The following is a 22,786-nucleotide window of genomic DNA, read 5'->3' as shown; positions in this document are numbered from 1 at the left end:
AGACCCAACAATTTTTTTTAATGTCTCGATACTAACATGAAGTAATTTTTATGTGTGTAAAAATGATCTTTTATCCATGAAATCAAAAAGTAATCGAAAGATAAGCTTGGCGCATTTTTATATACATAGAAATTTTAAATCTAAAGAATGACTTTCACCTTAGGGCCAAAGAAACCTACAGTAGACAAAAAACAACTAAGTGCAAAGAATGCTCAGATATTTGCGTTTAAATTATTGATCTTATTTGATTTAACTGGGTTTTGACTTCGGGGTTATAAAAATATCTAGATGAGGACTTGTAGATTTGTATCTAAATAAAATAACGTATAACCAAATCAGGATAAGTAAAGTGTACAAACTTGCTGTAATGCGATTGTACTAAATTAAGAAATAAGGATTAGTATGCAGGGATTGCATACCTTAAAAATAAAAGGGATATACATCGTTCATGTTTAAGTCATTTTTCCCAAGCCCTAAATGGTTCTTCCTTTCAGTATTACTGTGGTCTGTGATCAATGTCGTACTGTGGTATACGGGAGGCAACACATGGGGAAGTGCTATAGGATGGCCACAAGGATATGCAACAGCTGAACTGCCTATTGGTGTAAGCCGTTTTTGGTCGTCTTCCTTTCTTTGGTTTTACCTATGGTTTTTTATAGCAACAGCACTCTTTGCCTCGTTCTGGCGTTTTTTTTCAGACAATAAGTGGCAAAGATGGTCGATCTGGGGGTCTGCATTTATTCTGTTTAACATTTGGTTTGGTGTACAAGTGAGTGTTGCAATCAATGCTTGGTACGGTCCTTTTTGGGATACGATTCAAGGCATGCTGGGTAAAGGAGGGAATATCAAAGAACTCTATATGGGGACTTTAACTTTCTTGTATATTGCCATGATTGCAGTGACTTTCGCGGTGATCAATGCCTTTTTTACCAGTCACTATGTGTTCCGGTGGCGTACAGCGATGAATGAATATTACACCGAGCGTTGGGAAAAATTGCGTCATATCGAGGGGGCATCACAACGTGTACAAGAAGACACCATGCGTTTTGCCACGATTATGGAAGATTTGGGCGTAGAGTTGATCAAAGCAGTAATGGTATTGGTGGCTTTTCTTCCAATTTTGTTCGAGTTATCGAAACATGTACCAGAGCTACCTGTCGTTGGTGAAGTAAAGCATTCTTTAGTGTGGGCGGCCATTATTTGGGCTATTTTTGGTACAGTTCTGTTAATGGTGGTGGGAAACAAACTACCAGGTTTAGAGTTTAATAACCAAAAAGTTGAAGCTGCGTATCGTAAAGAATTGGTTTATGGGGAAGATCATGCAGATCGTGCTCAACCCGCGACATTGACTGAACTGTTTAGTCGGGTACGTAAAAACTATTTCCGTTTGTATTTTCACTATGCTTATTTCAACTTAGTGGCAACTTGGTATAAACAATTGGACATTTTATATAGTCTTGTTGTGCTATTTCCTGCGATTGCAGCCGGGAAAATGACTCTTGGTTTAATCAATCAAATTGGTAATGTATTTGATAAAGTCCGTGAGTCATTTCAATATCTCATCATGTCATGGAAAACCATTATTGAGCTACTTTCGATTTATAAGCGTTTGAAAGCTTTTGAGTCGACACTTGACGAATAAATCCATTGTTTTAAACCTGCCTTTAGGGCAGGTTTTTTATGTGCTCAAGCATCGTTTTGTCTATAACTTGTGTTGTATGGTTCAAACTAAATTGATTAAATGGTGTTGAATTTATCATAAAACACATCATTTTGATGTATTCATCAAGCTAAAATAAATAATAAAAACAGTAGTTTGAGTTTGTTATTTTATGATCTTTCCGCTAATGTTTTTATGCGGGTGTTTAAGAGTAAAGTCGTAGTGAATTATAAAATTTTATGGGTATTTGGGGTTTTGGGAAGTGTGTTACAGGGCTGTACTAGTCTGGGAAATATAGCACAAGAACCGTTTACAAATATTGCATCACCACAAGAACTCATTGTAGAACGAAAAATTAATGATACTGACAAAAGTAGCAAAGAATATGTGTATCACAAAGTGGGTGTACAAAATGAAAAAGACATTGAGGTGCTCTATCCACGAACCATGTTCAGTCAGTATTGCCAAGCCCATGGTGGACGTTTTACTCAGACACAAAAAAGTAGTTTTAGCTTAGTGAAAGATCCGTGGGCGAAAAAGTTACTTCGTACCTATAACAGTTTAAAACAGGGAACGGGTACTTTTCGTTGTCAGCTTAAAAATGGTGAACAGTGGCAAGTCAGCATAGAGGCTTTGTCTGAACGTAAACTACCAAGTTCCAATGATACTCGTGTGGTGAATCTACAAACTAAAGTCTTGGCTGAACACGGACAAGCACCAAGAAATACCCCACCTAGTACTGTAACGAAGAAAACAGTGATCAAAGCTCCGCAGACAAAGTCAGAGGCGAAAAAAGAAGAGCCGAAAAAAGAAGTGGAGAGCAAAAAGGAAACTAAAGTCGAAGAACAACCTAAGGTCAGCAAAGCTGTAGAAACACCACAACAGCAACAGACCAAACTGTATGTGGCAGCTCGCCGTGATATTAACAGTGGTCGCAACCAAGTCACTGCTTGCAATAATGCCCAACGCGCATATAACTATGGGCGTTTACCAGGTTCAGATGCCTCAAATGTTTATACCGAATCAGGCATATTAGTTGCACGTTGTTTAACCAGCATCCCAAGTTATAGCAGTCGTTTTTCTAACCCTAAAGGGCAGGCAAAGTACGTGTTACAGAACTTAGCCAAAAACCATAACCATACAGGTGCTAAAAATATGCTCAAACAAATGAAGTAATATTTTCGGCTGTTTTTGACAGGACTTCATGTGGGCATCTAAACCAAAGGAACTAGATCATGAGTCATGTCACAAACCCAGCCACCTATTTTACTGCGCCTTTGTTGGATCAGACTTTGCAAGAAATAGATGTTGATATTTCTGCTCAACCATATTTTTACAATAATGGTGGGACTCCTGAGTTTTTAGCTGATCTGTCAGATGCTATTGAACTCATTTCTGCATCATCGACCAATGCCAGTATGAGTATGGGGCATGTATATGTTGTGCCTGAAGAGATTGAAACGATCCAAACCGATTGGGGGGAACAAACTCAGCTTGCGTTCGCAGGAAACACTTTTGAGTTTATGCCACTCAAAGCCACGCCTGAAACGGCCGCTGCATTTGGTATGACTTTAGTCAAAGCAGGACAAGCGATTGCAGTTGTCGCAACAGAGCAGATGCTATCTCAAATTGAATATCGTTATGGCATGATGGCAGGTCACTTTTTTCCTTACGATTCATCTCAGGCTAATTTGACCGAGAAAACCTTATATCCTTTTGTCATCACAGACTTGGAACATCATGATTTTCCGCATGTATTTGCTTCGACCGACCCCAATCAATTACCGTTGGTGATTTCAGTAGGACGCTATTTTCCTAAAGATCGAAAAATTTACTTGGCTGATTTGTGGGTGGAATATGGCGACGCGCTTTATATTCCTGAAATGCCAAAGCAAGTCGCCCCTGAATTTGTCGATTTACATAATAACCGTAATGCTGCTTTAGCGTGTTGGAAGGCCGAAAGCGGTCAATCTATGATACAGATGCATACCCTGCTTGATCCCAAAGGTTACTTCTATTGGTTTTGGAACGCATGCCCGACCATTCATCCACAGCTCGATGCGTTTGAATCTGCTGAGTTGAATATAGATATCACTTGAATGAAGCGACTTTATCTTTTTGCTTCAATTACGCGGTAATTTTACAGTTCCATAACAGGCTGATTGACGGGCTTTGTGATACAAAGAATGCAATTGTTGATTGGAGTTGAGTTTATGTCACAGCCTGTTTTAAGCATTTTACGTGGTCGGTCTTCTGCTATTTTTCGTCATGCTGTTATGGCAGCAGCATTGTGTGGTTCAGTCCAAGTTGCAACAGCCAGTACCACAGTCGACCAGCTGAGTAATTGTTTGGTGAAGTCAACGACAGCAACAGATAAAACCACCGTGTTACAGTGGACGTTTGCGGCACTGGCTGCACATCCAGATCTGAAGGTGTATAGCAATGTCACCGATGCACAGCGTACACAGCTAGATAAAAACCTCGCACAGGTTTTACAGCGCATTTTGGTGGAGCAATGTTCAGCGCAGACCAAAGCAGTGATTCAAGCTGAAGGCTTACAAGCGGTTGGAGACAGTTTTCAGGAACTTGGGCAGATTACAGGTGAGGAAATTTTAAAGAATCCTGAAGTGAAAGGGCAGTTGCAAGGTGTACTGCGCTATGTAGATCTGAATAAATTGGTGACAACTTTTTTAACTCCAGAAATTTGGAATAAGTTGGGTGTGACGAGGTAGTTGAATTTAAATGCTAATCTAAGAATCATAAAGCCTCTCTCCAAAGAGGCTTTTTATCCGGAAGATCAAAATATCATTTATAAATAGAATTATAAGTTGTGTAACTAATTATATTTGCTAGTATTTGATGTGAATTTTTAATTGATTTTTACAATAGATGAAAAAAATAGTGATTGGCTTTTTAGTCTTGGGATTAGTTGGTTGTAGTGCAGGAATGGTGAATCAATCGAAAAAAATGTTAGGTCTCAAGTTATATCAAGACTCTAATGCTGAGCACACAGCAAAGCTTCGGATTGAAAATAAAAATAACTTTGGCGTACGTTTATACCCAAATGGGTGTATGACTTCAATGCAGCCAAACTTCCAAATGTTACCCGAAGTAGAAAGTATGGGATCATTTAAAGAACAAATGCAAAGCAGTCAGATTAAGTATAAACAAAAATTATTAGACATGCCTTTTCCGCCGGCTGAAATTAATTTTGCTGAGTTTAAAGTACCTGCTGAACGTTTTTTAGCAATTAGTGCATATAAAAGTTACCACAATGGCGTAGAGTTGCGTGGTTGTAGCGTTAATGCGGTTTATAAATTTGCAACAAATAAAAATTATGAGTTATTGGATAACGCTGGCGGAATGCAGTGTTCTTTGGCAATCAATGAAATCATGTCCACTGGTGAAAGGGTTGAACTAAAACCACTTAGATCTTTAAATTATGTAAATGAATGGGCGGGATGTGATGCCCAACTCGAAGGTTTGTAGTCATTTAAAAAGAACAGCGCTTAAAAAAGCTCCTTGAATCGAAGGAGCTTTTTTATTTTTGAATCTAAAAAGATGGTAGGGCATATCATAAAATATTCATTTGAAGAACAAGACAATTAAATCGTCACAGTCGCCCCTAAAGCTTGAATAAACTGCGCCATCCAAGCAGGGTGTGCAGGCCAAGCAGGTGCTGTGATCAAGTGCCCATCGGTTACAGCTTCCGTTACTTCAATGTCCGCATAAGTCCCGCCTGCTAGTTTCACCTCGGCTGCACAGGCAGGGTAAGCGGAACAAGTACGGCCTTTGAGTACATCGGCTGCCACAAGAATTTGTGCACCATGACAAACTGCTGCAATTGGCTTTTTCGCAGTATCAAACTCACGTACGATTTCAAGGATACGTTCATTCATACGTAAGTATTCGGGCGCGCGACCACCGGGAATGACTAAACCGACATAGTCCGCAGTGTGTACCGCTTCAAAGTTGTAGTTGATGGCAAAGTTATGACCGCGTTTTTCACTATAGGTTTGCTCGCCTTCAAAGTCATGAATGGCTGTAGCGATGCTTTCACCTTCATTTTTATCGGGGCAGACTGCATGTACGGTATAACCGAGACCTGTTAAAAACTGAAAAGGCACCATGGTTTCATAGTCTTCAGCATAGTCACCGACGAGCATTAAAATTTGTTTTGACATCTTTAAACCCTCTTTATTGTTTGTGCATATTTATGTTCAATTTTGATCTAAATTAGCACAGTTACGATGTCATTTTTAAGTCATTCAGTGCTCTTTAGTCGTATAACTGAAGTCATTTTTATAAAAAAGCCCCAATCAATTGAGGCGTTATCCCTGTCTGTAAAAGCTTGTTAAATCAATCAGTCTACATATTCGTTGATATGAAATTTACTATGCTGACATTTTAATAGTTTAATGTGCAGGCTTTGCCATTATATTCATAACGGTTGACAGCATATTTTTGACCATTCCAGCGGTAAACTGCAAAACAAAATCCGGGGCCACCATTTTCAATATCTGGCCAGCCGTCTTTTCCTTTGGTTTTTAGAAAAGTAGGAATGCCCATGTTTTCAAAAATGAGTTTCCAATCTCCAGTTTTTTGCTGAGCAACGATATGGTAGCCGACACCTGTGTTGCCATAGCACATGGTGCTGTAGTCTGAAATGACAGCGTCTTTTAAACCGTCACCATTGAGGTCTTTGTATGTGGTGATTTCACCTGTGTCGCAGCTACCTTTCCAGCCATGTTTGGTTTTTGAAAAGCCAGCGGCTTTAAATATTTGGCTGGCTTCTTTAGCTGGAATATTGGGTTTGGTTTCTGCAAAGGCTGTGGTGCTGAAGAAGGCAAGGGTAGAAAGTGTGAGGATGACTGTTTTCATTTTTGTCCTTTGATATTTTGAAATGCTAAATGTTTTAAAGTATTAGAATTAGTTTAGTGTAGTGGTTTTTCGGGAATTAAAAACTAATTAATGTAGAAATCCTCTCCCTAACCCTCTCCTTTAAGAAAGGAGAGGGAATATTCATTATTAAATATATGGTGCTATCAAATTTACAATGAAAGCTCCTTCTCCCATTGGGAGAAGGCGGGAGATGAGGGAAATTAGAAGTCACGCATAAAGTATGACTTTGAAAATTGAATACGTTCTAAGCCTTCGAGTTTGCGGATGGTGGATACTTTTTTGATGGTCATTTATATTTCTCTAATAGATACTTAGCTGTATTCTCTAGAGTTGGGTAAATAGTTCTTGAATTAATGTTCACTAGATCAAGCTCTTTTAAGATGTTTGCTTTAGAACCTTTATTAATACGTATTCTATGAATTTTATAATTGTAATCAGATTTTTCATTCATTCTAGATTTTATACCAAATAATAAAAAAGCACCTGTTTGAGCTGCAATTCTTTCATTGTTTAATTTACTTTTGATGCATACGATGCGGGTTAAATCACTAGTGTTGATTAAATTTTGAAAATAAGGTTTATCTTCTTTAATGAAATGTAGAAATTTTTTATGCGATGTTTTTCTGTAATTAAGTTTTTTAGGTGTCGGTTTCGTTAGCAAATAATTTTCTATATCATTTTTGTCATGCATATTCATTTTTGCTAAATTTGTTAGGCAGCTAACAGTATCAGAATCATAATATTTAATGTTATTTTGATTAGGTAAAATTATAATTACTTCACCATCCTCACTATCCTTGCTACTACAAGCAAAATATAAGGCAGTTAGGGGATTCAAGGTTACATCTAATAGTCTCGTCGGCAACCCAAAATGTTGCATTCTTGTTAAAATTTCTAATGCATTTTTATCATTTTGAAAATGTATTGGTTCATTGATGATTAATTCTCGAAATAGTTTATCTTCGTTATCAAGATATATTCTTTTGCCCGAATGGAATCTATAATTTGATGGCTCTAAGCGATATCTGATAGAGGAGTGTCCTCTAAAAAATCTTTCCTTAAAGTATTGATATTGATTACTTTTTAAAATAATGGCTAATTGGTCAAAAAAAGAGGGTAGTGTTTCTACGTTACTATAATTTCTTTCATTGTTTTTGGTTATTTTATCAACAAACTGCTTTTGAGATTTTTCGAAATCATCTTTGTCATAATTATCGGTTAATTGCCAAATAAAATCAGATAATTCCGCTGTAATTATTTGAACAATTATATTACTTTCACCTCTTTTGAATTCTTTAATTTTATCTATTTCCAAAACGTCGTTTCTTTTGGGATGCTCAGTAAGACTCTCATGAAATGTAATTTCAATTATAGAGTTTTTAGAATCATAAATAGCTTTTTTAATTTTTAGAATACGTAAGATATTAGAATCATCGTTGATGATTAGGGGTAAGTTACTTAATTCTCTAAGTGTTTCATCATCCAAAACTTTATAAAAAATTTGTACTTCTTCAGAAGCATGGTTGAGAATAAAGTCTCCAGCAAAGATTCTTAATCGTTTTTTGTCGATTATTTGTTCTAAATAAGATGATGTTGTAGATATATAGATAATTGAATGTTTCATAAAAAACCCCGCATTAAGCGAGGTTTTTATAACATGGAATCAATTAATTAGCGAATAAATCAACCAATCAATTTCTTCATTAATTCATTCACTTGTGCAGGGTTAGCTTTACCCTTAGACGCCTTCATTACTTGACCAACAAGACCATTGAAAGCTTTCTCTTTACCAGATTTAAACTCTTCAACCATCTTCTCATTGGCAGCAAGTACGTCTTTAATAATCGCTTCAATCGCACCTGTATCAGTTTCCTGCTTCAAGCCTTTTTCCGCAATAATTTCGTCCGCAGTTTTACCTTCATCCCACATAAAGCCGAATACTTGCTTCGCAATCTTGCCACTAATGGTGTTATCCACGATACGTGCAACCATGCCGCCCAGTTTTTCAGCCGAAACAGGAGAGTCTGCGAGTTCTAAGCCCGCTTTATTTAAAGCACCAGAGAACTCGCCCATGACCCAGTTTGCAGACACTTTACCTTGAGCCGCGCCGCCAGCAGCAGCCACAACCACTTCATAAAAGTCAGACATTTCACGGGTCAGCGTCAACACATGCGCATCGTACTCAGTGACACCAAAGTCCGCGACGAAACGCTCACGACGTGCCGCAGGAAGCTCAGGCAATGCAGCACGAGCTGTTTCAATTTGCGCATCAGAAATAATCACAGGCAACAAATCAGGGTCTGGGAAGTAGCGATAGTCGTTCGCTTCTTCTTTTGAACGCATTGAACGTGTTTCCATCTTCACAGGGTCGAATAGACGCGTTTCTTGGTCAATCGTGCCATCCCATTCCAAAATTTCCATTTGGCGTTCAATTTCAACATTGATCGCTTGTTCAATGAAACGGAATGAGTTGAGGTTTTTTAACTCGCAACGTGTGCCGAACGGTTGACCCGGACGACGTAACGACACGTTACAGTCTGCACGGAATGAACCTTCCGCCATGTTACCGTCAGAAATACCCAACCAACGCACTAAAGTGTGAATCGACTTGATATAAGCCACCGCTTCTTCAACCGAACGCATGTCAGGTTCAGACACGATTTCAAGTAAAGGTGTACCTGCACGGTTTAAGTCGATGCCTGACATTCCTTCAAACTGATCATGGATGGATTTACCTGCATCTTCCTCAAGGTGGGCACGTGTTACGCCAATGCGCTTTACCGTACCATCTTCAAGTTGAATATCAATATGACCCAAACCCACAATTGGATTATCCATCTGGCTGATTTGGTAGCCTTTCGGAGAGTCAGGGTAGAAGTAGTTCTTACGTGCAAACACAGACGCTTGGTCGATGTAAGCATCAATCCCCAAACCAAAGCGAATGGCTAAATCCACCACTTCTTTATTCAGTACAGGCAGTACACCCGGCATTGCCAAGTCAACGAGGCTAGCTTGGGTGTTTGGGTCTTGACCAAATTCAGTCGATGAACCTGAGAAGATTTTAGATTGGGTTGCAAGCTGAGTATGAATCTCGATCCCGATCACGACTTCCCAACCGTCAATTAATAACGACTTTGGTTTCTTTTGAGCTTGAGCCATTATGCATTCTCCTCAGCAATTGTCGCACGTTTCGTATGCCAATCCGTCGCTTGTTGGTACTGATGTACCACAGACAACAGTTGAGATTCTGACCAATAGTTACCAATCAGCTGTAAGCCCACAGGTAAGTTGTCTTTGTCAAAACCAACAGGTGCATTAATCGCAGGAAGACCTGCAAGGTTAACCGCGATGGTGTAAATGTCGCCCAAGTACATTTCAACTGGGGACAAGTTCGCTCCAATTTTATAAGCCGTGGTTGGTGCAGCAGGTGCAGCAATCACATCCACCGATTCAAACGCTTTTAAGAAGTCTTGTTGAATCAGACGACGGACTTTTTGCGCTTTCACATAGTAGGCATCGTAGTAACCCGCAGACAACGCATACGTACCAATCAAGATACGACGCTGTACTTCTGCACCAAAACCTTCAGAGCGTGAACGTTTGTATAAGTCCATCAAGTCAACTGGGTTCTCTGCACGGTAGCCATAGCGTACGCCATCGTAACGAGACAAGTTCGATGACGCTTCAGCAGGTGCAATCAAGTAATAGGTTGGAACATAAGCTTCAGTCATGTTGAGATCAATCTCAACTAGGATCGCGCCCATCTCTTCCAATTTTTTCAATGATTCTTCAACACGTGCTTTCACGTCGGCATCTAAACCAGCGACATTGAAGTACTGCTTTGGAATACCAATACGTAGACCTTGAATCGCTGTGCCGTTTAGATTCGCCACATAGTCATCAACGTCTTTTTCAACCGATGTTGAGTCTTTCGCGTCATGACCTGCCATCACATTCATGAGGTAGGCACAGTCTTCAGCCGAACGTGCCATTGGTCCGCCCTGATCCAGTGATGATGCATAAGCAATCATCCCGAAGCGCGACACACGACCATAACTTGGTTTAAGACCCGTTAAGCCACAGAATGATGCAGGTTGTCGAATTGAACCACCTGTGTCTGTACCTGTCGCAAATGGAGCGAGGTCCGCTGCAACCGCTGCCGCAGAACCACCTGAAGAACCACCTGGTACATGACCTAAGTTCCAAGGGTTTGCTGTAGCGCCGTAGAATGAGTTCTCAGAGGTTGAACCCATGGCGAACTCGTCCATGTTCACTTTACCCAAAGTGACCAGACCAGCGGCTTTGCCTTTCGCTACAACGGTGGCGTCGTAAGGAGAGATAAAGTTATCCAACATTTTTGAACCCGCAGTGGTTTTAATGCCTTGGGTACAAAAAATGTCTTTGTGTGCAATGGGCACACCTGTCAATGCGGTTGCTGTGCCTGCTTTAATTGCGGCATCAGCAGCATCGGCTTGTGCAAGCGCTTGTTCTGCAGTCACGGTTACATAAGATTTAACTTGTGTATCTAGTTTTGCAATGCGCTTTAAATAATGTTCAGTCAGTTCGCGAGATGAAAATTTAGCCCCAGCTAAACCCTCAGAGAGTTCACGAATCGATAAGCGATGTAAATCTGTCATGAGAAATGTCTTTACGTTAATTTTTACAAAATAATGGTTTAACTGAATAGAAATTATTCAATCACGCGAGGAACAAGGTACAAACCGTCTTGCACTTGCGGTGCAATGGCTTGATATTCATCACGATGATTGGTTTCTGAAACCACATCTTCACGTAAGGGTTGTGGGTGATCAAATGGGCTTTTAAGCGGCTCAACACCATCGGTGTCGATACCTTTTAAGGTTTCCATCATGCCTAAAATTTTATTTAGACTTTGAGCATATTCAGCAGATTGCGTATCATCTAGCGACAATCGAGCAAGATTGGCGATTGCTGAAACTGTTTGTGCATTTAAATCTGCAGAATGCTGTGCATCCGATGTAGACATAACATCACCTGAGTCAGTATTAAAAAATTTCAAAATATCGTGCGTTATAATAAGCGATTGACTTGTTCAAATCATCACATTTAGTTAAAGTTGCCACCTTGCGTCCACATAAAGTTTAATCGAGAACGTCTCCGTGATTCTAAAAAGACTAATTGGCTTGTTTTCGCCCGATCTAGCCATTGATTTAGGTACAGCAAATACACTTATTTATGCACCAGGACGAGGCATTATATTAAATGAACCGACAGTTGTGGCAATTCGTCACAGTGGTTCACAAAAAATCGTTGCCGCAGTAGGTCTTGATGCAAAGCAAATGCTAGGCCGTACCCCTGCGAATATCTCTGCCATTCGTCCAATGAAGGATGGTGTGATTGCCGATTTTGAAGTGACTGAAACCATGCTGAACCAATTTATTGGTAAAGTACATGAAAAACGTCTGTTCCCACCTGCACCGCGTGTTGTGGTGTGTGTGCCTTGCAAATCAACTTTGGTTGAGCGTCGTGCTATTCGTGAAGCTGTATTTAATGCAGGCGCACGCGATGTTCGTTTGATTGAAGAACCAATGGCCGCTGCAATTGGTGCAGGTATGCCAGTTGAGCAAGCATGTGGCTCGATGGTGGTGGATGTCGGTGGTGGTACAACTGAAATTGCGATCATTTCATTACAAGGTTGTGTCTATGCTGACTCACTCCGTATTGGTGGTGATGTATTTGATGAACAAATCATTAACTACGTACGTAAGGCTCATGGTTGTGTGATTGGTGAAACCACTGCAGAAATTATCAAGAAAGAAGTGGGTATGGCTTTGCCCGAGCCTGATGCTAAAACGCTTGAGATTGAAGTTCGCGGTCGCAACCTTGCTGAAGGTGTGCCACGTGCCATTAATGTAACTTCGGACGAAATCACGCAAGCGATTTCTGATCCTCTACAAAGTATTGTCTCCGCTGTGAAATCTGCACTTGAGCAAACGCCTCCTGAGCTGTCTTCAGACATCGCTGAGCGCGGTATTGTGTTGACAGGTGGTGGTGCATTACTACGTAACCTCGACAAACTTCTTGCGCAAGAAACGGGCTTACCTGTGGTGGTTGCAGAAGATCCTTTAACGTGTGTCACTCGTGGTGGTGGTAAAGTTTTGGAGTTCTTCGATAATCCAAATCACGACATGTTATTTGTAGGCTAATAAAGGAATCGGCGGGTGCAAACAAATCTGTTTTCCAGACAACCGCCATCTTTTCGCTCATTTATCATTGCAGTGATCACATGTTTGGTTGTGCTGTTTTTTAACTGGCGCATGCCGCATGTGATTCAACCTGCAAGAGATGTCTTGTACGCCGCTTATAATCCAATTTATGCTGTAGCAAGTTATCCCGTGTTATCGCGAGAGTGGCTGAATCAACAAACCAAGTCTGAGGCTCAACTGCGCCGTGAAAATACCGCGATGCAAGCTGAACTGTTACAGGCACAGGTACGTTTACAAAAATTATCTGAACTATCTGCGGAAAATACCCGTTTGCGTGGTTTGTTAGATACCCCGTTAATCATTGATGGTCGTATGGAGATTGCAGAAGTCATTGGAACCGATGCCGATCCACTGCGTCATATTATTGTGATTAACCGTGGTGCCAACAGTCAGTTAAAAGTAGGGCAGACGGTGCTCGATGACAAAGGCATTATGGGGCAGATTATCAATGTCTATCCACATAGTAGCCGTGTGATGTTGCTTTCAGATAAAGAACATTCACTTTCAGTCCGTTTAGAGCGCTCGGGTATGCGAGCGATTGTTTCGGGTACGGGAGATTTAGGGCATTTGAAAATGGAATATGTCCCGACCAGTGCCGAAATTAAAGTGGGTGAAAAAGTGTATAGCTCAGGTCTTGGTGAGCATTTCCCAGCGGGTTATTTGGTGGGTACGATTTCAAAAATCAGTCGTCATAATTCAGGTGAGTTTGCTCAAATAGATGTGGTACCTGCCGCACAGCTAGCGGGTGGACATCATGTCGTTGTGTTATTTTCCGATTCTTTAGCGATGGAGCAACCGCATGCCGATCGCTAAACTTCGTGCTGCCAAACAGCGTGATCCACTATTTCCGATCATTTTTTCGGTGATCATTGCTTCGGTGTTGATGGTCTATCCACTGTCTTATACGCTCTCTGGCTGGCGTCCATTGTTTATGATGATGGTCATGCTGTTTTGGGTGCTGTGTCAGCCGACATGGTGTGGAATTTGGTTCGCCTTTGCTGTGGGTATTTTCACCGATTTATTGCTCGATGCACCCTTAGGTTTAAATGCGCTCAGTTTTGTGCTGATTACTTTTGTCTCACGCTTTTTAACCCGAGAACGTCGGATTATGACGTTTGCAAATATCTGGGTGATCACGGCTTTGGCTGTTGTCGCGCATTTATTTATGACATGGATCGCGCAAATTATGATCGGGGCGCAGTTTTCGATTGCCCGTCATTGGCAACCCCTGTTGAGTAGTGTTTTGACCTTTCCCATTTTATATTTCTTCCTAAAAAAATGGCGCATTTAATTTTAGCGTCAAGTTCGCCTCGCCGTCGTGAGTTGCTTGAGCAGCTTGGCCTAGTTTTTGATATTTACAGCCCAGATATTGATGAGTCGATACAAACAAGCGAATTGGTCGCTCATTATGTAGAGCGACTGGCTTGTGCCAAAGCTGAGGCTGTGCAAGTTCGTTATCCAGATGCGATCGTGATCGCTGCCGATACCAGCTTAGGAGTCGATCAAGAGATTTTGGGTAAACCTGAATCGAAACAACATGCTTTTGAAATGTGGGAAAAAATTTCGGGACGTAAGCATGATGTTTATACAGGTGTTTGTGTTCGTACAAATGCACAAATTTCAAGTATAGTAGTTCGTACTGAAGTCGAATTTCAGCACTTAAGCCTTGAAGATATGGAAGCATATTGGGCAACACATGAACCCCTTGGCAAGGCGGGAGCCTATGCCATACAAGGCATTGCAGCACGTTATATTCCACGTATTGAGGGAAGCTATAGCAATGTGGTGGGTTTACCGTTGTATGAAACGGTACAGTTATTACGGGCAGTTAAGGCACTAAATTAACTGTCTCAAAAGATTTTTTATAATGTTTTGAGTTTGTTATGTCTGACGAGTTATTAATTAACGTCACGCCTATGGAATGTCGCGTCGCGTTGATTGAAAACGGCACGGTCAATGAGTTATTTGTTGAGCGTACGGTAAAACGTGGGTTAGTGGGTAATATTTATAAAGGTAAAGTGGTGCGCGTTCTTCCGGGTATGCAAGCTGCTTTTGTCGATATTGGACTGTCACGAACTGCTTTTTTGCATATCAATGATATGGTTTGGCCACGTAATCAGCCGATTCCGAATGTGTTTGAGCTTTTGCAACCGGGACAAATTCTTACTGTTCAAGTCATGAAAGATATGTTGGGAACGAAGGGTGCCCGCCTTTCAACAGATCTGTCCATTCCTTCTCGTTATTTGGTTTTAATGCCTTATGGAAACCATACGGGTGTTTCGCAACGAATAGAGTCTGAGGCAGAGCGTGACCGTTTACGCTCTATGATTGAGCGAATTCAAGCAGAACATAAGCTTCCAGGTTCTGTGATTGTTCGTACTGCGGCAGATGGTATTGAAGAAGCGGCCATTGCCCAAGATATGGCTTATTTGGCAAAGCTATGGGAGTTTATCCAGCGCAAGCAGATCAGTATTGCGGTGCCATCGTTAATTTTTGAAGAGCTACCTTTACCGCAGCGGATTATCCGAGATCTTGCAAGCGAAAAAACCGCTAAAATTTCAGTCGACTCACGTGAAATTCACGGCAAGCTCAAAGAGTTTGTTGAAGAATTTGTGCCGAATATTAAAGAGCGTTTGATTCACTATCCGGGTGAGCGTCCAATCTTCGATTTATATAATGTAGAAGAAGATATTCAAAAAGCTCTGCAAACGCGTGTTGCGCTGAAGTCAGGCGGTTATTTGATGATTGACCAGACCGAGGCCATGACCACGATTGACGTCAATACGGGCTCCTATGTGGGTGGTCGCTCTTTAGAAGACACTGTGTTTAAAACCAATATGGAAGCGACACAGGTGATTGCTCGTCAGCTGAGACTGCGCAATTTAGGCGGTATTATTATTATCGACTTTATTGACATGCAAGAGCAGGAGCATCGTACTGAAGTGATGACTCAGTTTGAGCGGATGCTTGAGCAAGACCATGCTAAAACCAAAATTACGCAGGTATCAGAGCTGGGTCTAGTGGAAATGACACGTAAGCGAACACGTGAATCATTAGAACACTTATTATGTGAATCTTGCCCGACCTGTCAGGGGCGTGGTTATGTGAAAACAGCAGAGTCGGTATGTTACGAAATCTTTCGAGAAATCATGCGTTATACACGCGCGTATCAGTCTCAGACTGGCTTTACTGTCGTTGCTCATCCATCCGTGATTGACCGCTTGTTAACCGCAGAAGCGCCAGCAGTCGCGGATCTGGAGCATTTTATTGGTCGTGTGATTAAATTTCAGGTTGAAAATTTATATACGCAAGAGCAATACGATATCATTCTGAGCTGAAATTGTAACAATATATGGTTAAATAGTTGTTACAACTGAAATTTTACTTTCGACTGTAGATTTTGAATACTAGGAACACGGAAATAGCCAAAGCTTATTCTCCCAAATAGGTTTAGCAAATGAGGTGTGATATGGGTGTTAGAGAAGCAATTATTCAACCTAGTTTGAAACATTTATTGGATACGAAAGTGACGCATAATGCATATATTTTGGACGAGCAAGGTAAGGAAGTACAAATTACCACTGCCATGATTCGAACTGCATGTCATCAACTATTAAAACAATGTCGTAGCATTAAAAACTAAGGGGCTTATCGAAGCCCCTTAGTTTTATGTCATTTATTCAGTTTCTAATGGGTTCTGCGGTATCAACTGACCGCTTGTAACTTTGGGTTTTCAACCCCCACAATCGCTTCGAAACGTTGGATTTCTTCTTCCAAGTGAGTCAATAAGTTTTGCATTTTCGGCAAAGCATTGCGACACGCAGTCAAACCGACCTCAAGTTTATCTAAATAACTGGTCATGGTGATATTGAGTGCCTGACCATCTAAAATGATCGAAGCAGGGTACAATGCATCGAGACGTGCTCCGTTCCAGTACAGTGGCTCACGTGGTCCTGGTACATTCGAGATCACCAAATTAAAGGCTTGGCGTTTAGGCAATAGGCCTGAGGCTATATTCAGACCTGCCGCACTATATACAAATGCACTATAGTTCAAAATTTGATTTGAGTTCATACGTTTGAACTTTTCTTTTGCATTTTGTACGCTACGACGGACGATGTTTAAGCGTTCTAATGGATCTTCTTTATGTGTGCCTAAGTTTGCCAAGATCATCGTAATACGATTCGACATAGATGAATCATCATCACGTACAGATGCAGGAACCATTGCAATCAGCGGTTTTTTAGGTAACGCATCTTGCGATAACAAATATTCCCGCAGTGCGCCTGAACAAACAGCCAGTACGATGTCATTAATTGTGACACCCAGACTTTTAGAGATATGGCGTAAACGGTCAAATTCAAAAGACTGTGCTGCAAAGCGACGTGAAGAGCTGACACGTTGGTTTAAAATGGAGCTTGGCGCTTGGAAACTTGAAACGTAATCGGGATTACGCCCCATATCTTTCATCACTGTTTGAGACAGTTCATACATGACACGTGGGGTAGATTCAAGCTGTCCAACCACACCATTCATAATCTTTTTAAAGCGACTCGCTTTATCCTCTTTCAAGCGTTTAGCGCGTGGTCCTTCAACACACCAAGGCGGTACGATGCTTTTGATGTTTGGATCATGTGATAAGGATTTCTCAACCAACCGCATACCTGCAATTCCATCCACCATTGCATGGTGAATTTTGAAATACATGGCAAAACGGTTACCCTCAATTCCTTCAATGATATGGCAGGTCCATAATGGTTTTGCACGGTCGATCAAACTGCTGTGTTCTTGTGAAATATAAGTCAGGAGTTCGCGGATACGACCAGGTTTGGGAAGTGCAATATGGCGAAAATGATGGTCAAGATCAAATTCTTCATCTTCATCCCAAAATAGGCCATTCAGTTTATTGTTAAACGGGGGGATAGGAATAGATTTTGAATTACGAATATCCGCTACTAAATTTTGAATGAAGCTGGCTGGTGCATTTTCGGGGATTTGGAATAAGAATAATCCACCGACATGCATGGGTTGCTGCCGTTTTTCAAGTGATAAAAAAATAAAGTCAATCGGATGTAATGGACGCATAGTCTAGATTGCCTCACTGCAATATCTGACGGCTCTTATCTGAGCAATCTTGTTAGAATTATATAACTTAAGGTTAGTATATCGACTTTTTATAAGAATGGGAGCGCTTTGTGTGTATCTATTAGTTGCGAAAAACCACTGCTGAGCAGTGGTTTTAGTCTTTACTTTTTCAAATTACCTGCATGCAAGCCACATTCTTTGTGCGTAGCTTCTTCCCACCACCAGCGACCTTCACGCTCATGCTGGTTTGGTAGCACTGGTCGTGTACAAGGCTCACAACCGATAGAAATAAAGCCGCGTTCATGTAATGGGTTATAAGGCACTTCCATCATGCGAATGTAGCTCCACACATCGGCACTGGACCAGTTGGCAAGAGGATTGTATTTAATCAATTGTTTGCCTACGCCTGAAAAGCTTGCATCTGCTTGAACAACTGGAATCTCAGTTCGTGTGCCTGGGCTTTGGTCTTTACGTTGACCCGTAATCCAACCATCTAAAGTCGCTAATTTTTTACGTAAAGGCTGAACTTTACGGATACCACAACACTCTTTATGATCATCTTGATAAAAGCTGAATAAACCTTTTTTATTGACCAATTTTTGAACGGCATCTGCTTCTGGGAAGCAAATTTCGATATTAATGTTGTAGTGTTTACGCACAGTTTCGATAAATTGATAGGTTTCTGCATGTAAACGTCCTGTGTCTAAGCTAAAGACACGAAAAGGTTTACCTAAGTTAGCAGCCATATCAATAAGTACGACATCTTCTGCACCTGAAAACGAGATGGCAATTTCACCCGTTTGATTCAGTGCAAGTGCTAAAATTTCACTTGGTGATTTGTCTGCATATTCAGCTGCGAGAGCATCAACAAGATCAATAGTTGGAATGGTTGTCATGAGTATCCTGGCAATAGGCTTGGAATCTAACAAGACCTATATTACGTTATTTGCTGTGTATTTTAATAGAGTTGAAATAAGCCACTTATCACTAAAAAATAAATGCTTATGAAAAAAATAGATTTAAAAAACAGCAATGCATTAGACAAATATTAAGCTATGATAGTTCAAAATTTTTCCACGTAAATAAAAGGGAGTATTCATGGAAGTTGTTTGCCTTGATCTAGAAGGGGTGTTAGTTCCAGAGATTTGGATTAACTTTGCTAAAAAAACAGGCATTAAAGCGCTTGAAGCAACCACACGTGATATTCCTGATTATGATGTGCTCATGACGCAGCGTTTGAATATATTAAAAGAACATGGTTTAGGTTTAAATGATATTCAAGAAGTGATTGCCGAAATGGGGCCATTTCCAGGTGCGAAAGAATTTGTTGAATGGTTACGCACACACTTTCAGTTGATTATTTTGTCAGACACTTTCTATGAGTTTGCGCACCCATTAATGAAACAGCTGGGCTGGCCAACGATTTTTTGTCATAAGTTAGAGACTGATGAAAAGGGTATGATTACAACCTATAAGCTGCGCCAACCTGACCAAAAACGTGAAGCAGTTAAAGCATTGCATGGACTAAATTACCGTGTGATTGCCGCAGGTGATTCTTATAATGACACCACTATGCTGGGTGAAGCGGATAAAGGTTTTTTGTTTGATGCACCAGAAAACGTGATTAAAGAATTCCCACAATTCCCTGCAATTCATGGTTATGCAGCTTTAAAAGAGGCAATTCGTAATGCTTCAGTTCGTGATATTCCTGCTTAATATATTGATTTTAAAATAATAAAAAATGGCGCAATTAGCGCCATTTTTCATTGAATTCAATGTTAGTTAACATAGATTAATTAAAAGCGATAGCCAATTTTCATACCATATGCAAGGGCGCTGTTATCTTCAAAGCTACCAACAACATTCCCACCTGTTTGTGCATCTGCATCACCTAACCATAGGTAACGTACGCCAGCAGCAATGAAATAGCTTTGTGCAGGGCTATATTGAGCGCCTAATCCAATACTCCAGTTTCCTTCTACAGGGCCAAGTGTCGTAACAGGGTTACCTGCTCCAGAGTCATAACCAACAGAAGCTGAACCAGCCCATTTATCATTAAACTTATGAGAAAGACCTGTTGTAATAGACCACTGATCATCTGAATAGTCGATTAGATTTTGTGCTTTACCTCTTGCAGCTTGTGTTGCAGCAGCTAAATATGTTGGCTTAACTGCAAATTGATCCCAATGTACCCAGCGAATATTTGCAAAAGCTAAAGTATCTTTAGCGACACCTGATTGCAAATCAATGTTTACAGACTGAGGTGTAACAACTTCTGTGTTTGAGTTAGGACGAACAACAGCACCTAGGGCAAATGTTTCTGAAGTATCAAGTTCATGTTTGATTTCAGAGCGATAAGTGACAGCAGCTCTAAGTGCAATTTCAGGGATAGAGTATGCGGCACCTGCGATCCAACCGAAAGCATCATCTTCTTTGAGATCTATGTCGTAGCCACCTAATAAACGAGTACCACCGTATGCGGCACCACGTAATGAAACTTTTCCTTCAACTGTTTGATATACGGGGCCTGCATAAAAATTCCAGTTTTGGTTGGGTTGGTAACCAATCAGCGCTGTTAGATTATGAGTATCAACTTCAACAGAAGTTCCTTCCGTACCATTACCAAATGTACCTGCTGTTGATGAGTAGGTTGCATCAGCACCGAAAGGCTGATCATATAATAATCCTAGTGAAATATTATCGGTTGGCTGTATTTTAATCGCTGCAGAAGGGAAGTAGTAATCACCTCCCATATCACTGATTTTTTCATCTTTAACAACTGTAGAGGTACCTTCTACAGTTGGATCAATTACTGTAAAACCAGCTTCAGCATAGTTGCCCGATTGAAAAAAAGCAGACATTGATTGCCCAGATCGATCTAGACCGCCAGCTATGACAGAAGTTGTTGGGATTAAGCTGAGCAAAATAGCCGAGCGAAGAGCTGTAAGCTTCATAGGGAACATTCCTTGTTGTAGCTTTATGTAAGTGATTGGCACGAAAAGTAACATAAATACAAAAAGAGTAAATGCTCAACTACGGTTGTAAAATGAACTGAAAAGTTAAAAAATATACTTGTGTAGAGTAAAAACACTAAAAAAAAATATTAATTTTATGATTTATATGGATTTATTTTTAAATGCTGAGTGGCTGATTGAATATTATGCAAAATGTTTAAGTGTTTATTTGTTGCTCAAATGAATCACAAGTGTATAAAAAAGAGCGTAGGTGTCATTGTTGAAAATGAAAAAACCATCTTTGCAGATGGTTTTTTCAGTATTAGTAATTAGAACTTGTAACCGATTTTTAAGCCATAAGCTAAAGCATCATTGTCATTAAATTCTGCAACATAAGTATCTGATCCAAAGTTAGATGCGACTTGCGCTTTTGCATCGCCTAACCAGAAGTATTTAACACCACCAGCGATAAAGGTTGCAGGTGTTGGACTATATTGAAGTCCTAAGCCAACATTCCAGTAACCTTCAGTTGGGCCAAGAGTTGATATAGGATTACCTGCACCAGAGTCCCAACCTACAGAGATATTACCTGCCCATAGATCATTAAATTTACGGCCTACACCTACGTTTGCTGACCATTGGTCATCAGTATAACCAACAATATCAAAGCCATTTGGGTTGTCTGGAGTCTGGCCTAGCGCACCTAGAGTATCTGCAACAGTTCCGAATTGTTTTAGGTCAATAGAAAAGTCTTTCCAATTCACCCAACGTACATTTGCAAAGGCAACTGTATTTGCCATGATCCCTGTTTGGAAATCAAGGTTAACAGATTGGGGAGTTGTAATATTTGCATCTGTTGCTACATCGTAAACAGGGCTACTGCCAACAAATGCTAATACGTTACTTTGACCATATTCGCGAGCAGATGCTTTGTGGTCAATTTCAGAGCGATAAGTGATAGATGTTTTTAAAGCAATTTCAGGAATTTGATAAGCAAAGCCAGCTAACCAGCCAACTGCACCATCTTCATCTAAATCAGCATTATATAAGCCAAGGCCGTTAGCTGAACCATATGCCGCACCACGTAATTGAACATTACCTTTAATTGTTTGATAAACAGGACCAGCATAAATGTTGAAATTTTCATTTGGCTGGAAACCAAAAATCATAGACAAACTTTGAGTGTCAACTTCTACTTCAGTTGCTTCACCGTTTAAGTGTAACAAACCTGTATTGAGACCAACAAGTGGGTCACTTGTTGAGTATGCAGCATCAGCACCAAATGGTTGGTCATAGATCAAACCAAATGAGAAGTGGTCTGTTACTTGTAATTTAAGAGCAGCTGAGGGGAAGTAGTAATCATCTCCCATGTCAGAAAGATTGCCGCCACCAGCAGTTGAAATAGCCTTCCCAGATACATCTGGATCTAATACAGAAATACCTGCTTCAAAGTAGTTGCCTGGTTGTAAGAATGCTGAGATAGACTGACCTGAACGATCGAGTGCAGCGGCAAATGCCCCCGTCATTGGTACAGTTGCTAAAATCATTGCTGTCGTTAATGTCTTTAATTTCATTCTACGTCTTTCCTTGAGGTGCAAATGCAAATGTTTTTGCTCATTTTGTGTTTATGTTTTTTGGCTTTTGGAGAAATCGTTTTACCGAAATCATTTGTTACTCCATGTCACAAAAATAGCACAATTAAAATAAGAGTAAATGCTCTAGATATAACTAATCAGTTCAAAAAGTGATCACAATAGAGTTTTTATACTAAAAAAACATATTTTTTAAACTTAAGTTAATGAAAAATATAAATATATAATTTGAAATATAAAATTTTCTTTTGGTTAAAAAATAAGCATAAAAATAAGAAATAAATAAGCTTCGTGGCGCCAAATACAGATTTTTATTTGATGTTTATGTGTTTCACCTAAAAATTATTT

General features: G+C 40.3%; 22 protein-coding genes. 12 read left to right on the top strand and 10 right to left on the bottom strand.

The annotated features are described in order from the left end of the window. The first annotated feature begins 448 nt into the window (after window positions 1-448). The 5 genes from sbmA to ACZ8ZH_RS13245 all read left to right on the top strand — a co-directional run bounded on the left by sbmA (window position 449) and on the right by ACZ8ZH_RS13245 (window position 5,149). A complete protein-coding gene (sbmA, locus tag ACZ8ZH_RS13265) occupies window positions 449-1,642 on the top strand; it encodes a peptide antibiotic transporter SbmA (RefSeq protein ID WP_110974966.1) in 1,194 nt (397 codons plus the stop codon). 138 nt (window positions 1,643-1,780) lie between these two features. After that, on the top strand, window positions 1,781-2,836 hold the full coding sequence (locus ACZ8ZH_RS13260) for a hypothetical protein (RefSeq protein ID WP_119064254.1): 1,056 nt from the start codon (window positions 1,781-1,783) through the stop codon (window positions 2,834-2,836). Window positions 2,837-2,895: 59 nt separating this feature from the next. Continuing rightward, window positions 2,896-3,759 (top strand): hypothetical protein, encoded by an 864-nt coding sequence (locus ACZ8ZH_RS13255; protein ID WP_119064256.1) that lies wholly within the window; start codon window positions 2,896-2,898, stop codon window positions 3,757-3,759. Window positions 3,760-3,873: 114 nt separating this feature from the next. Further along, on the top strand, window positions 3,874-4,392 hold the full coding sequence (locus tag ACZ8ZH_RS13250) for a hypothetical protein (protein ID WP_119064257.1): 519 nt from the start codon (window positions 3,874-3,876) through the stop codon (window positions 4,390-4,392). A 157-nt stretch (window positions 4,393-4,549) separates the two neighbouring features. Beyond that, window positions 4,550-5,149 (top strand): hypothetical protein, encoded by a 600-nt coding sequence (locus tag ACZ8ZH_RS13245; RefSeq protein ID WP_086208615.1) that lies wholly within the window; start codon window positions 4,550-4,552, stop codon window positions 5,147-5,149. 116 nt (window positions 5,150-5,265) lie between these two features. On the opposite strand, the gene ACZ8ZH_RS13240 is transcribed toward ACZ8ZH_RS13245, so the two are convergent. The 6 genes from ACZ8ZH_RS13240 to gatC all read right to left on the bottom strand — a co-directional run bounded on the left by ACZ8ZH_RS13240 (window position 5,266) and on the right by gatC (window position 11,567). Then, on the bottom strand, window positions 5,266-5,844 hold the full coding sequence (locus tag ACZ8ZH_RS13240) for a DJ-1/PfpI family protein (RefSeq protein WP_119064259.1): 579 nt from the start codon (window positions 5,842-5,844) through the stop codon (window positions 5,266-5,268). A gap of 223 nt (window positions 5,845-6,067) precedes the next feature. Then, on the bottom strand, window positions 6,068-6,541 hold the full coding sequence (locus ACZ8ZH_RS13235; RefSeq protein ID WP_119064261.1) for a hypothetical protein: 474 nt from the start codon (window positions 6,539-6,541) through the stop codon (window positions 6,068-6,070). 307 nt (window positions 6,542-6,848) lie between these two features. After that, a complete protein-coding gene (locus ACZ8ZH_RS13230) occupies window positions 6,849-8,186 on the bottom strand; it encodes an FRG domain-containing protein (RefSeq protein ID WP_086208611.1) in 1,338 nt (445 codons plus the stop codon). A gap of 59 nt (window positions 8,187-8,245) precedes the next feature. After that, window positions 8,246-9,721 carry an Asp-tRNA(Asn)/Glu-tRNA(Gln) amidotransferase subunit GatB gene (gene gatB, locus ACZ8ZH_RS13225; protein WP_168158417.1) on the bottom strand — a complete coding sequence of 492 codons (1,476 nt, stop codon included), beginning with the start codon at window positions 9,719-9,721 and terminating at the stop codon, window positions 8,246-8,248. Next, complete coding sequence (gatA, locus tag ACZ8ZH_RS13220; RefSeq protein WP_395579775.1) at window positions 9,721-11,199, bottom strand: Asp-tRNA(Asn)/Glu-tRNA(Gln) amidotransferase subunit GatA; 1,479 nt, start codon at window positions 11,197-11,199, stop codon at window positions 9,721-9,723. The genes gatB and gatA overlap by 1 nt, the downstream gene beginning before the upstream one ends. A 53-nt stretch (window positions 11,200-11,252) precedes the next feature. Then, window positions 11,253-11,567, bottom strand: a complete 315-nt coding sequence (gatC, locus tag ACZ8ZH_RS13215; RefSeq protein WP_004694671.1) for an Asp-tRNA(Asn)/Glu-tRNA(Gln) amidotransferase subunit GatC — start codon at window positions 11,565-11,567, stop codon at window positions 11,253-11,255. Window positions 11,568-11,700: 133 nt separating this feature from the next. Between gatC and ACZ8ZH_RS13210 the strand changes: the two genes are divergently transcribed. From ACZ8ZH_RS13210 to ACZ8ZH_RS13185, 6 genes are all read left to right on the top strand, one after another. After that, window positions 11,701-12,747: a rod shape-determining protein gene (locus tag ACZ8ZH_RS13210; protein ID WP_086208608.1), complete on the top strand. Its 1,047-nt coding sequence runs from the start codon at window positions 11,701-11,703 to the stop codon at window positions 12,745-12,747. Between the two features lie 15 nt (window positions 12,748-12,762). Further along, a complete protein-coding gene (mreC, locus tag ACZ8ZH_RS13205; RefSeq protein WP_086208607.1) occupies window positions 12,763-13,620 on the top strand; it encodes a rod shape-determining protein MreC in 858 nt (285 codons plus the stop codon). Beyond that, window positions 13,607-14,098: a rod shape-determining protein MreD gene (mreD, locus tag ACZ8ZH_RS13200; protein ID WP_086208606.1), complete on the top strand. Its 492-nt coding sequence runs from the start codon at window positions 13,607-13,609 to the stop codon at window positions 14,096-14,098. The genes mreC and mreD overlap by 14 nt, the downstream gene beginning before the upstream one ends. Beyond that, window positions 14,086-14,652 (top strand): Maf family nucleotide pyrophosphatase, encoded by a 567-nt coding sequence (locus ACZ8ZH_RS13195; RefSeq protein ID WP_395579776.1) that lies wholly within the window; start codon window positions 14,086-14,088, stop codon window positions 14,650-14,652. Before mreD ends, ACZ8ZH_RS13195 begins: the two co-directional genes overlap by 13 nt. 38 nt (window positions 14,653-14,690) lie before the next feature. After that, a complete protein-coding gene (rng, locus tag ACZ8ZH_RS13190) occupies window positions 14,691-16,145 on the top strand; it encodes a ribonuclease G (protein ID WP_086208604.1) in 1,455 nt (484 codons plus the stop codon). A 131-nt stretch (window positions 16,146-16,276) separates the two neighbouring features. Then, window positions 16,277-16,450: a PA1571 family protein gene (locus ACZ8ZH_RS13185; RefSeq protein WP_086208603.1), complete on the top strand. Its 174-nt coding sequence runs from the start codon at window positions 16,277-16,279 to the stop codon at window positions 16,448-16,450. A 62-nt stretch (window positions 16,451-16,512) separates the two neighbouring features. Here the strand turns inward: ACZ8ZH_RS13185 and ACZ8ZH_RS13180 are convergent, their stop codons facing one another. Beyond that, entirely contained in the window at window positions 16,513-17,892 is a 1,380-nt protein-coding gene (locus ACZ8ZH_RS13180) for a WS/DGAT/MGAT family O-acyltransferase (protein WP_086208602.1), read from the bottom strand. Window positions 17,893-18,053: 161 nt separating this feature from the next. Then, window positions 18,054-18,788, bottom strand: coding sequence for a phosphoadenylyl-sulfate reductase (locus ACZ8ZH_RS13175; RefSeq protein ID WP_470247754.1), 735 nt, complete (start codon window positions 18,786-18,788; stop codon window positions 18,054-18,056). Between the two features lie 202 nt (window positions 18,789-18,990). Here ACZ8ZH_RS13175 and thrH point away from each other — a divergent pair, with 202 nt between their 5' ends. Beyond that, window positions 18,991-19,608: a bifunctional phosphoserine phosphatase/homoserine phosphotransferase ThrH gene (gene thrH / locus ACZ8ZH_RS13170; protein WP_005399989.1), complete on the top strand. Its 618-nt coding sequence runs from the start codon at window positions 18,991-18,993 to the stop codon at window positions 19,606-19,608. Window positions 19,609-19,688: 80 nt separating this feature from the next. On the opposite strand, the gene ACZ8ZH_RS13165 is transcribed toward thrH, so the two are convergent. Next, window positions 19,689-20,846: an OmpP1/FadL family transporter gene (locus tag ACZ8ZH_RS13165; protein ID WP_279698754.1), complete on the bottom strand. Its 1,158-nt coding sequence runs from the start codon at window positions 20,844-20,846 to the stop codon at window positions 19,689-19,691. Between the two features lie 329 nt (window positions 20,847-21,175). Continuing rightward, the gene (locus ACZ8ZH_RS13160) at window positions 21,176-22,420 is read right to left on the bottom strand and encodes an OmpP1/FadL family transporter (protein WP_470247753.1); all 1,245 of its coding nucleotides are present in this window, start codon (window positions 22,418-22,420) and stop codon (window positions 21,176-21,178) included. Window positions 22,421-22,786 lie beyond the last annotated feature (366 nt).

Source organism: Acinetobacter sp. SW-226 (assembly GCF_055632855.1).
Note: the sequence above shows the minus strand (reverse complement) of the source record. Positions and strands in the feature narration are given on the sequence as shown.

What these genes read in the sequence shown, in the direction of transcription:
- gatC (WP_004694671.1), bottom strand. Translation starts at nt 11,567, where the DNA reads ATGTCTACATCGGATGCACAGCATTCTGCAGATTTAAATGCACAAACA.
- mreD (WP_086208606.1), top strand. Translation starts at nt 13,607, where the DNA reads ATGCCGATCGCTAAACTTCGTGCTGCCAAACAGCGTGATCCACTATTT.
- ACZ8ZH_RS13255 (WP_119064256.1), top strand. Translation starts at nt 2,896, where the DNA reads ATGAGTCATGTCACAAACCCAGCCACCTATTTTACTGCGCCTTTGTTG.
- rng (WP_086208604.1), top strand. Translation starts at nt 14,691, where the DNA reads ATGTCTGACGAGTTATTAATTAACGTCACGCCTATGGAATGTCGCGTC.
- ACZ8ZH_RS13235 (WP_119064261.1), bottom strand. Translation starts at nt 6,541, where the DNA reads ATGAAAACAGTCATCCTCACACTTTCTACCCTTGCCTTCTTCAGCACC.
- gatB (WP_168158417.1), bottom strand. Translation starts at nt 9,721, where the DNA reads ATGGCTCAAGCTCAAAAGAAACCAAAGTCGTTATTAATTGACGGTTGG.
- ACZ8ZH_RS13185 (WP_086208603.1), top strand. Translation starts at nt 16,277, where the DNA reads ATGGGTGTTAGAGAAGCAATTATTCAACCTAGTTTGAAACATTTATTG.
- ACZ8ZH_RS13230 (WP_086208611.1), bottom strand. Translation starts at nt 8,186, where the DNA reads ATGAAACATTCAATTATCTATATATCTACAACATCATCTTATTTAGAA.
- ACZ8ZH_RS13250 (WP_119064257.1), top strand. Translation starts at nt 3,874, where the DNA reads ATGTCACAGCCTGTTTTAAGCATTTTACGTGGTCGGTCTTCTGCTATT.
- sbmA (WP_110974966.1), top strand. Translation starts at nt 449, where the DNA reads ATGTTTAAGTCATTTTTCCCAAGCCCTAAATGGTTCTTCCTTTCAGTA.
- ACZ8ZH_RS13165 (WP_279698754.1), bottom strand. Translation starts at nt 20,846, where the DNA reads ATGAAGCTTACAGCTCTTCGCTCGGCTATTTTGCTCAGCTTAATCCCA.
- ACZ8ZH_RS13180 (WP_086208602.1), bottom strand. Translation starts at nt 17,892, where the DNA reads ATGCGTCCATTACATCCGATTGACTTTATTTTTTTATCACTTGAAAAA.
- thrH (WP_005399989.1), top strand. Translation starts at nt 18,991, where the DNA reads ATGGAAGTTGTTTGCCTTGATCTAGAAGGGGTGTTAGTTCCAGAGATT.
- ACZ8ZH_RS13240 (WP_119064259.1), bottom strand. Translation starts at nt 5,844, where the DNA reads ATGTCAAAACAAATTTTAATGCTCGTCGGTGACTATGCTGAAGACTAT.
- ACZ8ZH_RS13195 (WP_395579776.1), top strand. Translation starts at nt 14,086, where the DNA reads ATGGCGCATTTAATTTTAGCGTCAAGTTCGCCTCGCCGTCGTGAGTTG.
- ACZ8ZH_RS13245 (WP_086208615.1), top strand. Translation starts at nt 4,550, where the DNA reads ATGAAAAAAATAGTGATTGGCTTTTTAGTCTTGGGATTAGTTGGTTGT.
- ACZ8ZH_RS13175 (WP_470247754.1), bottom strand. Translation starts at nt 18,788, where the DNA reads ATGACAACCATTCCAACTATTGATCTTGTTGATGCTCTCGCAGCTGAA.
- ACZ8ZH_RS13160 (WP_470247753.1), bottom strand. Translation starts at nt 22,420, where the DNA reads ATGAAATTAAAGACATTAACGACAGCAATGATTTTAGCAACTGTACCA.
- gatA (WP_395579775.1), bottom strand. Translation starts at nt 11,199, where the DNA reads ATGACAGATTTACATCGCTTATCGATTCGTGAACTCTCTGAGGGTTTA.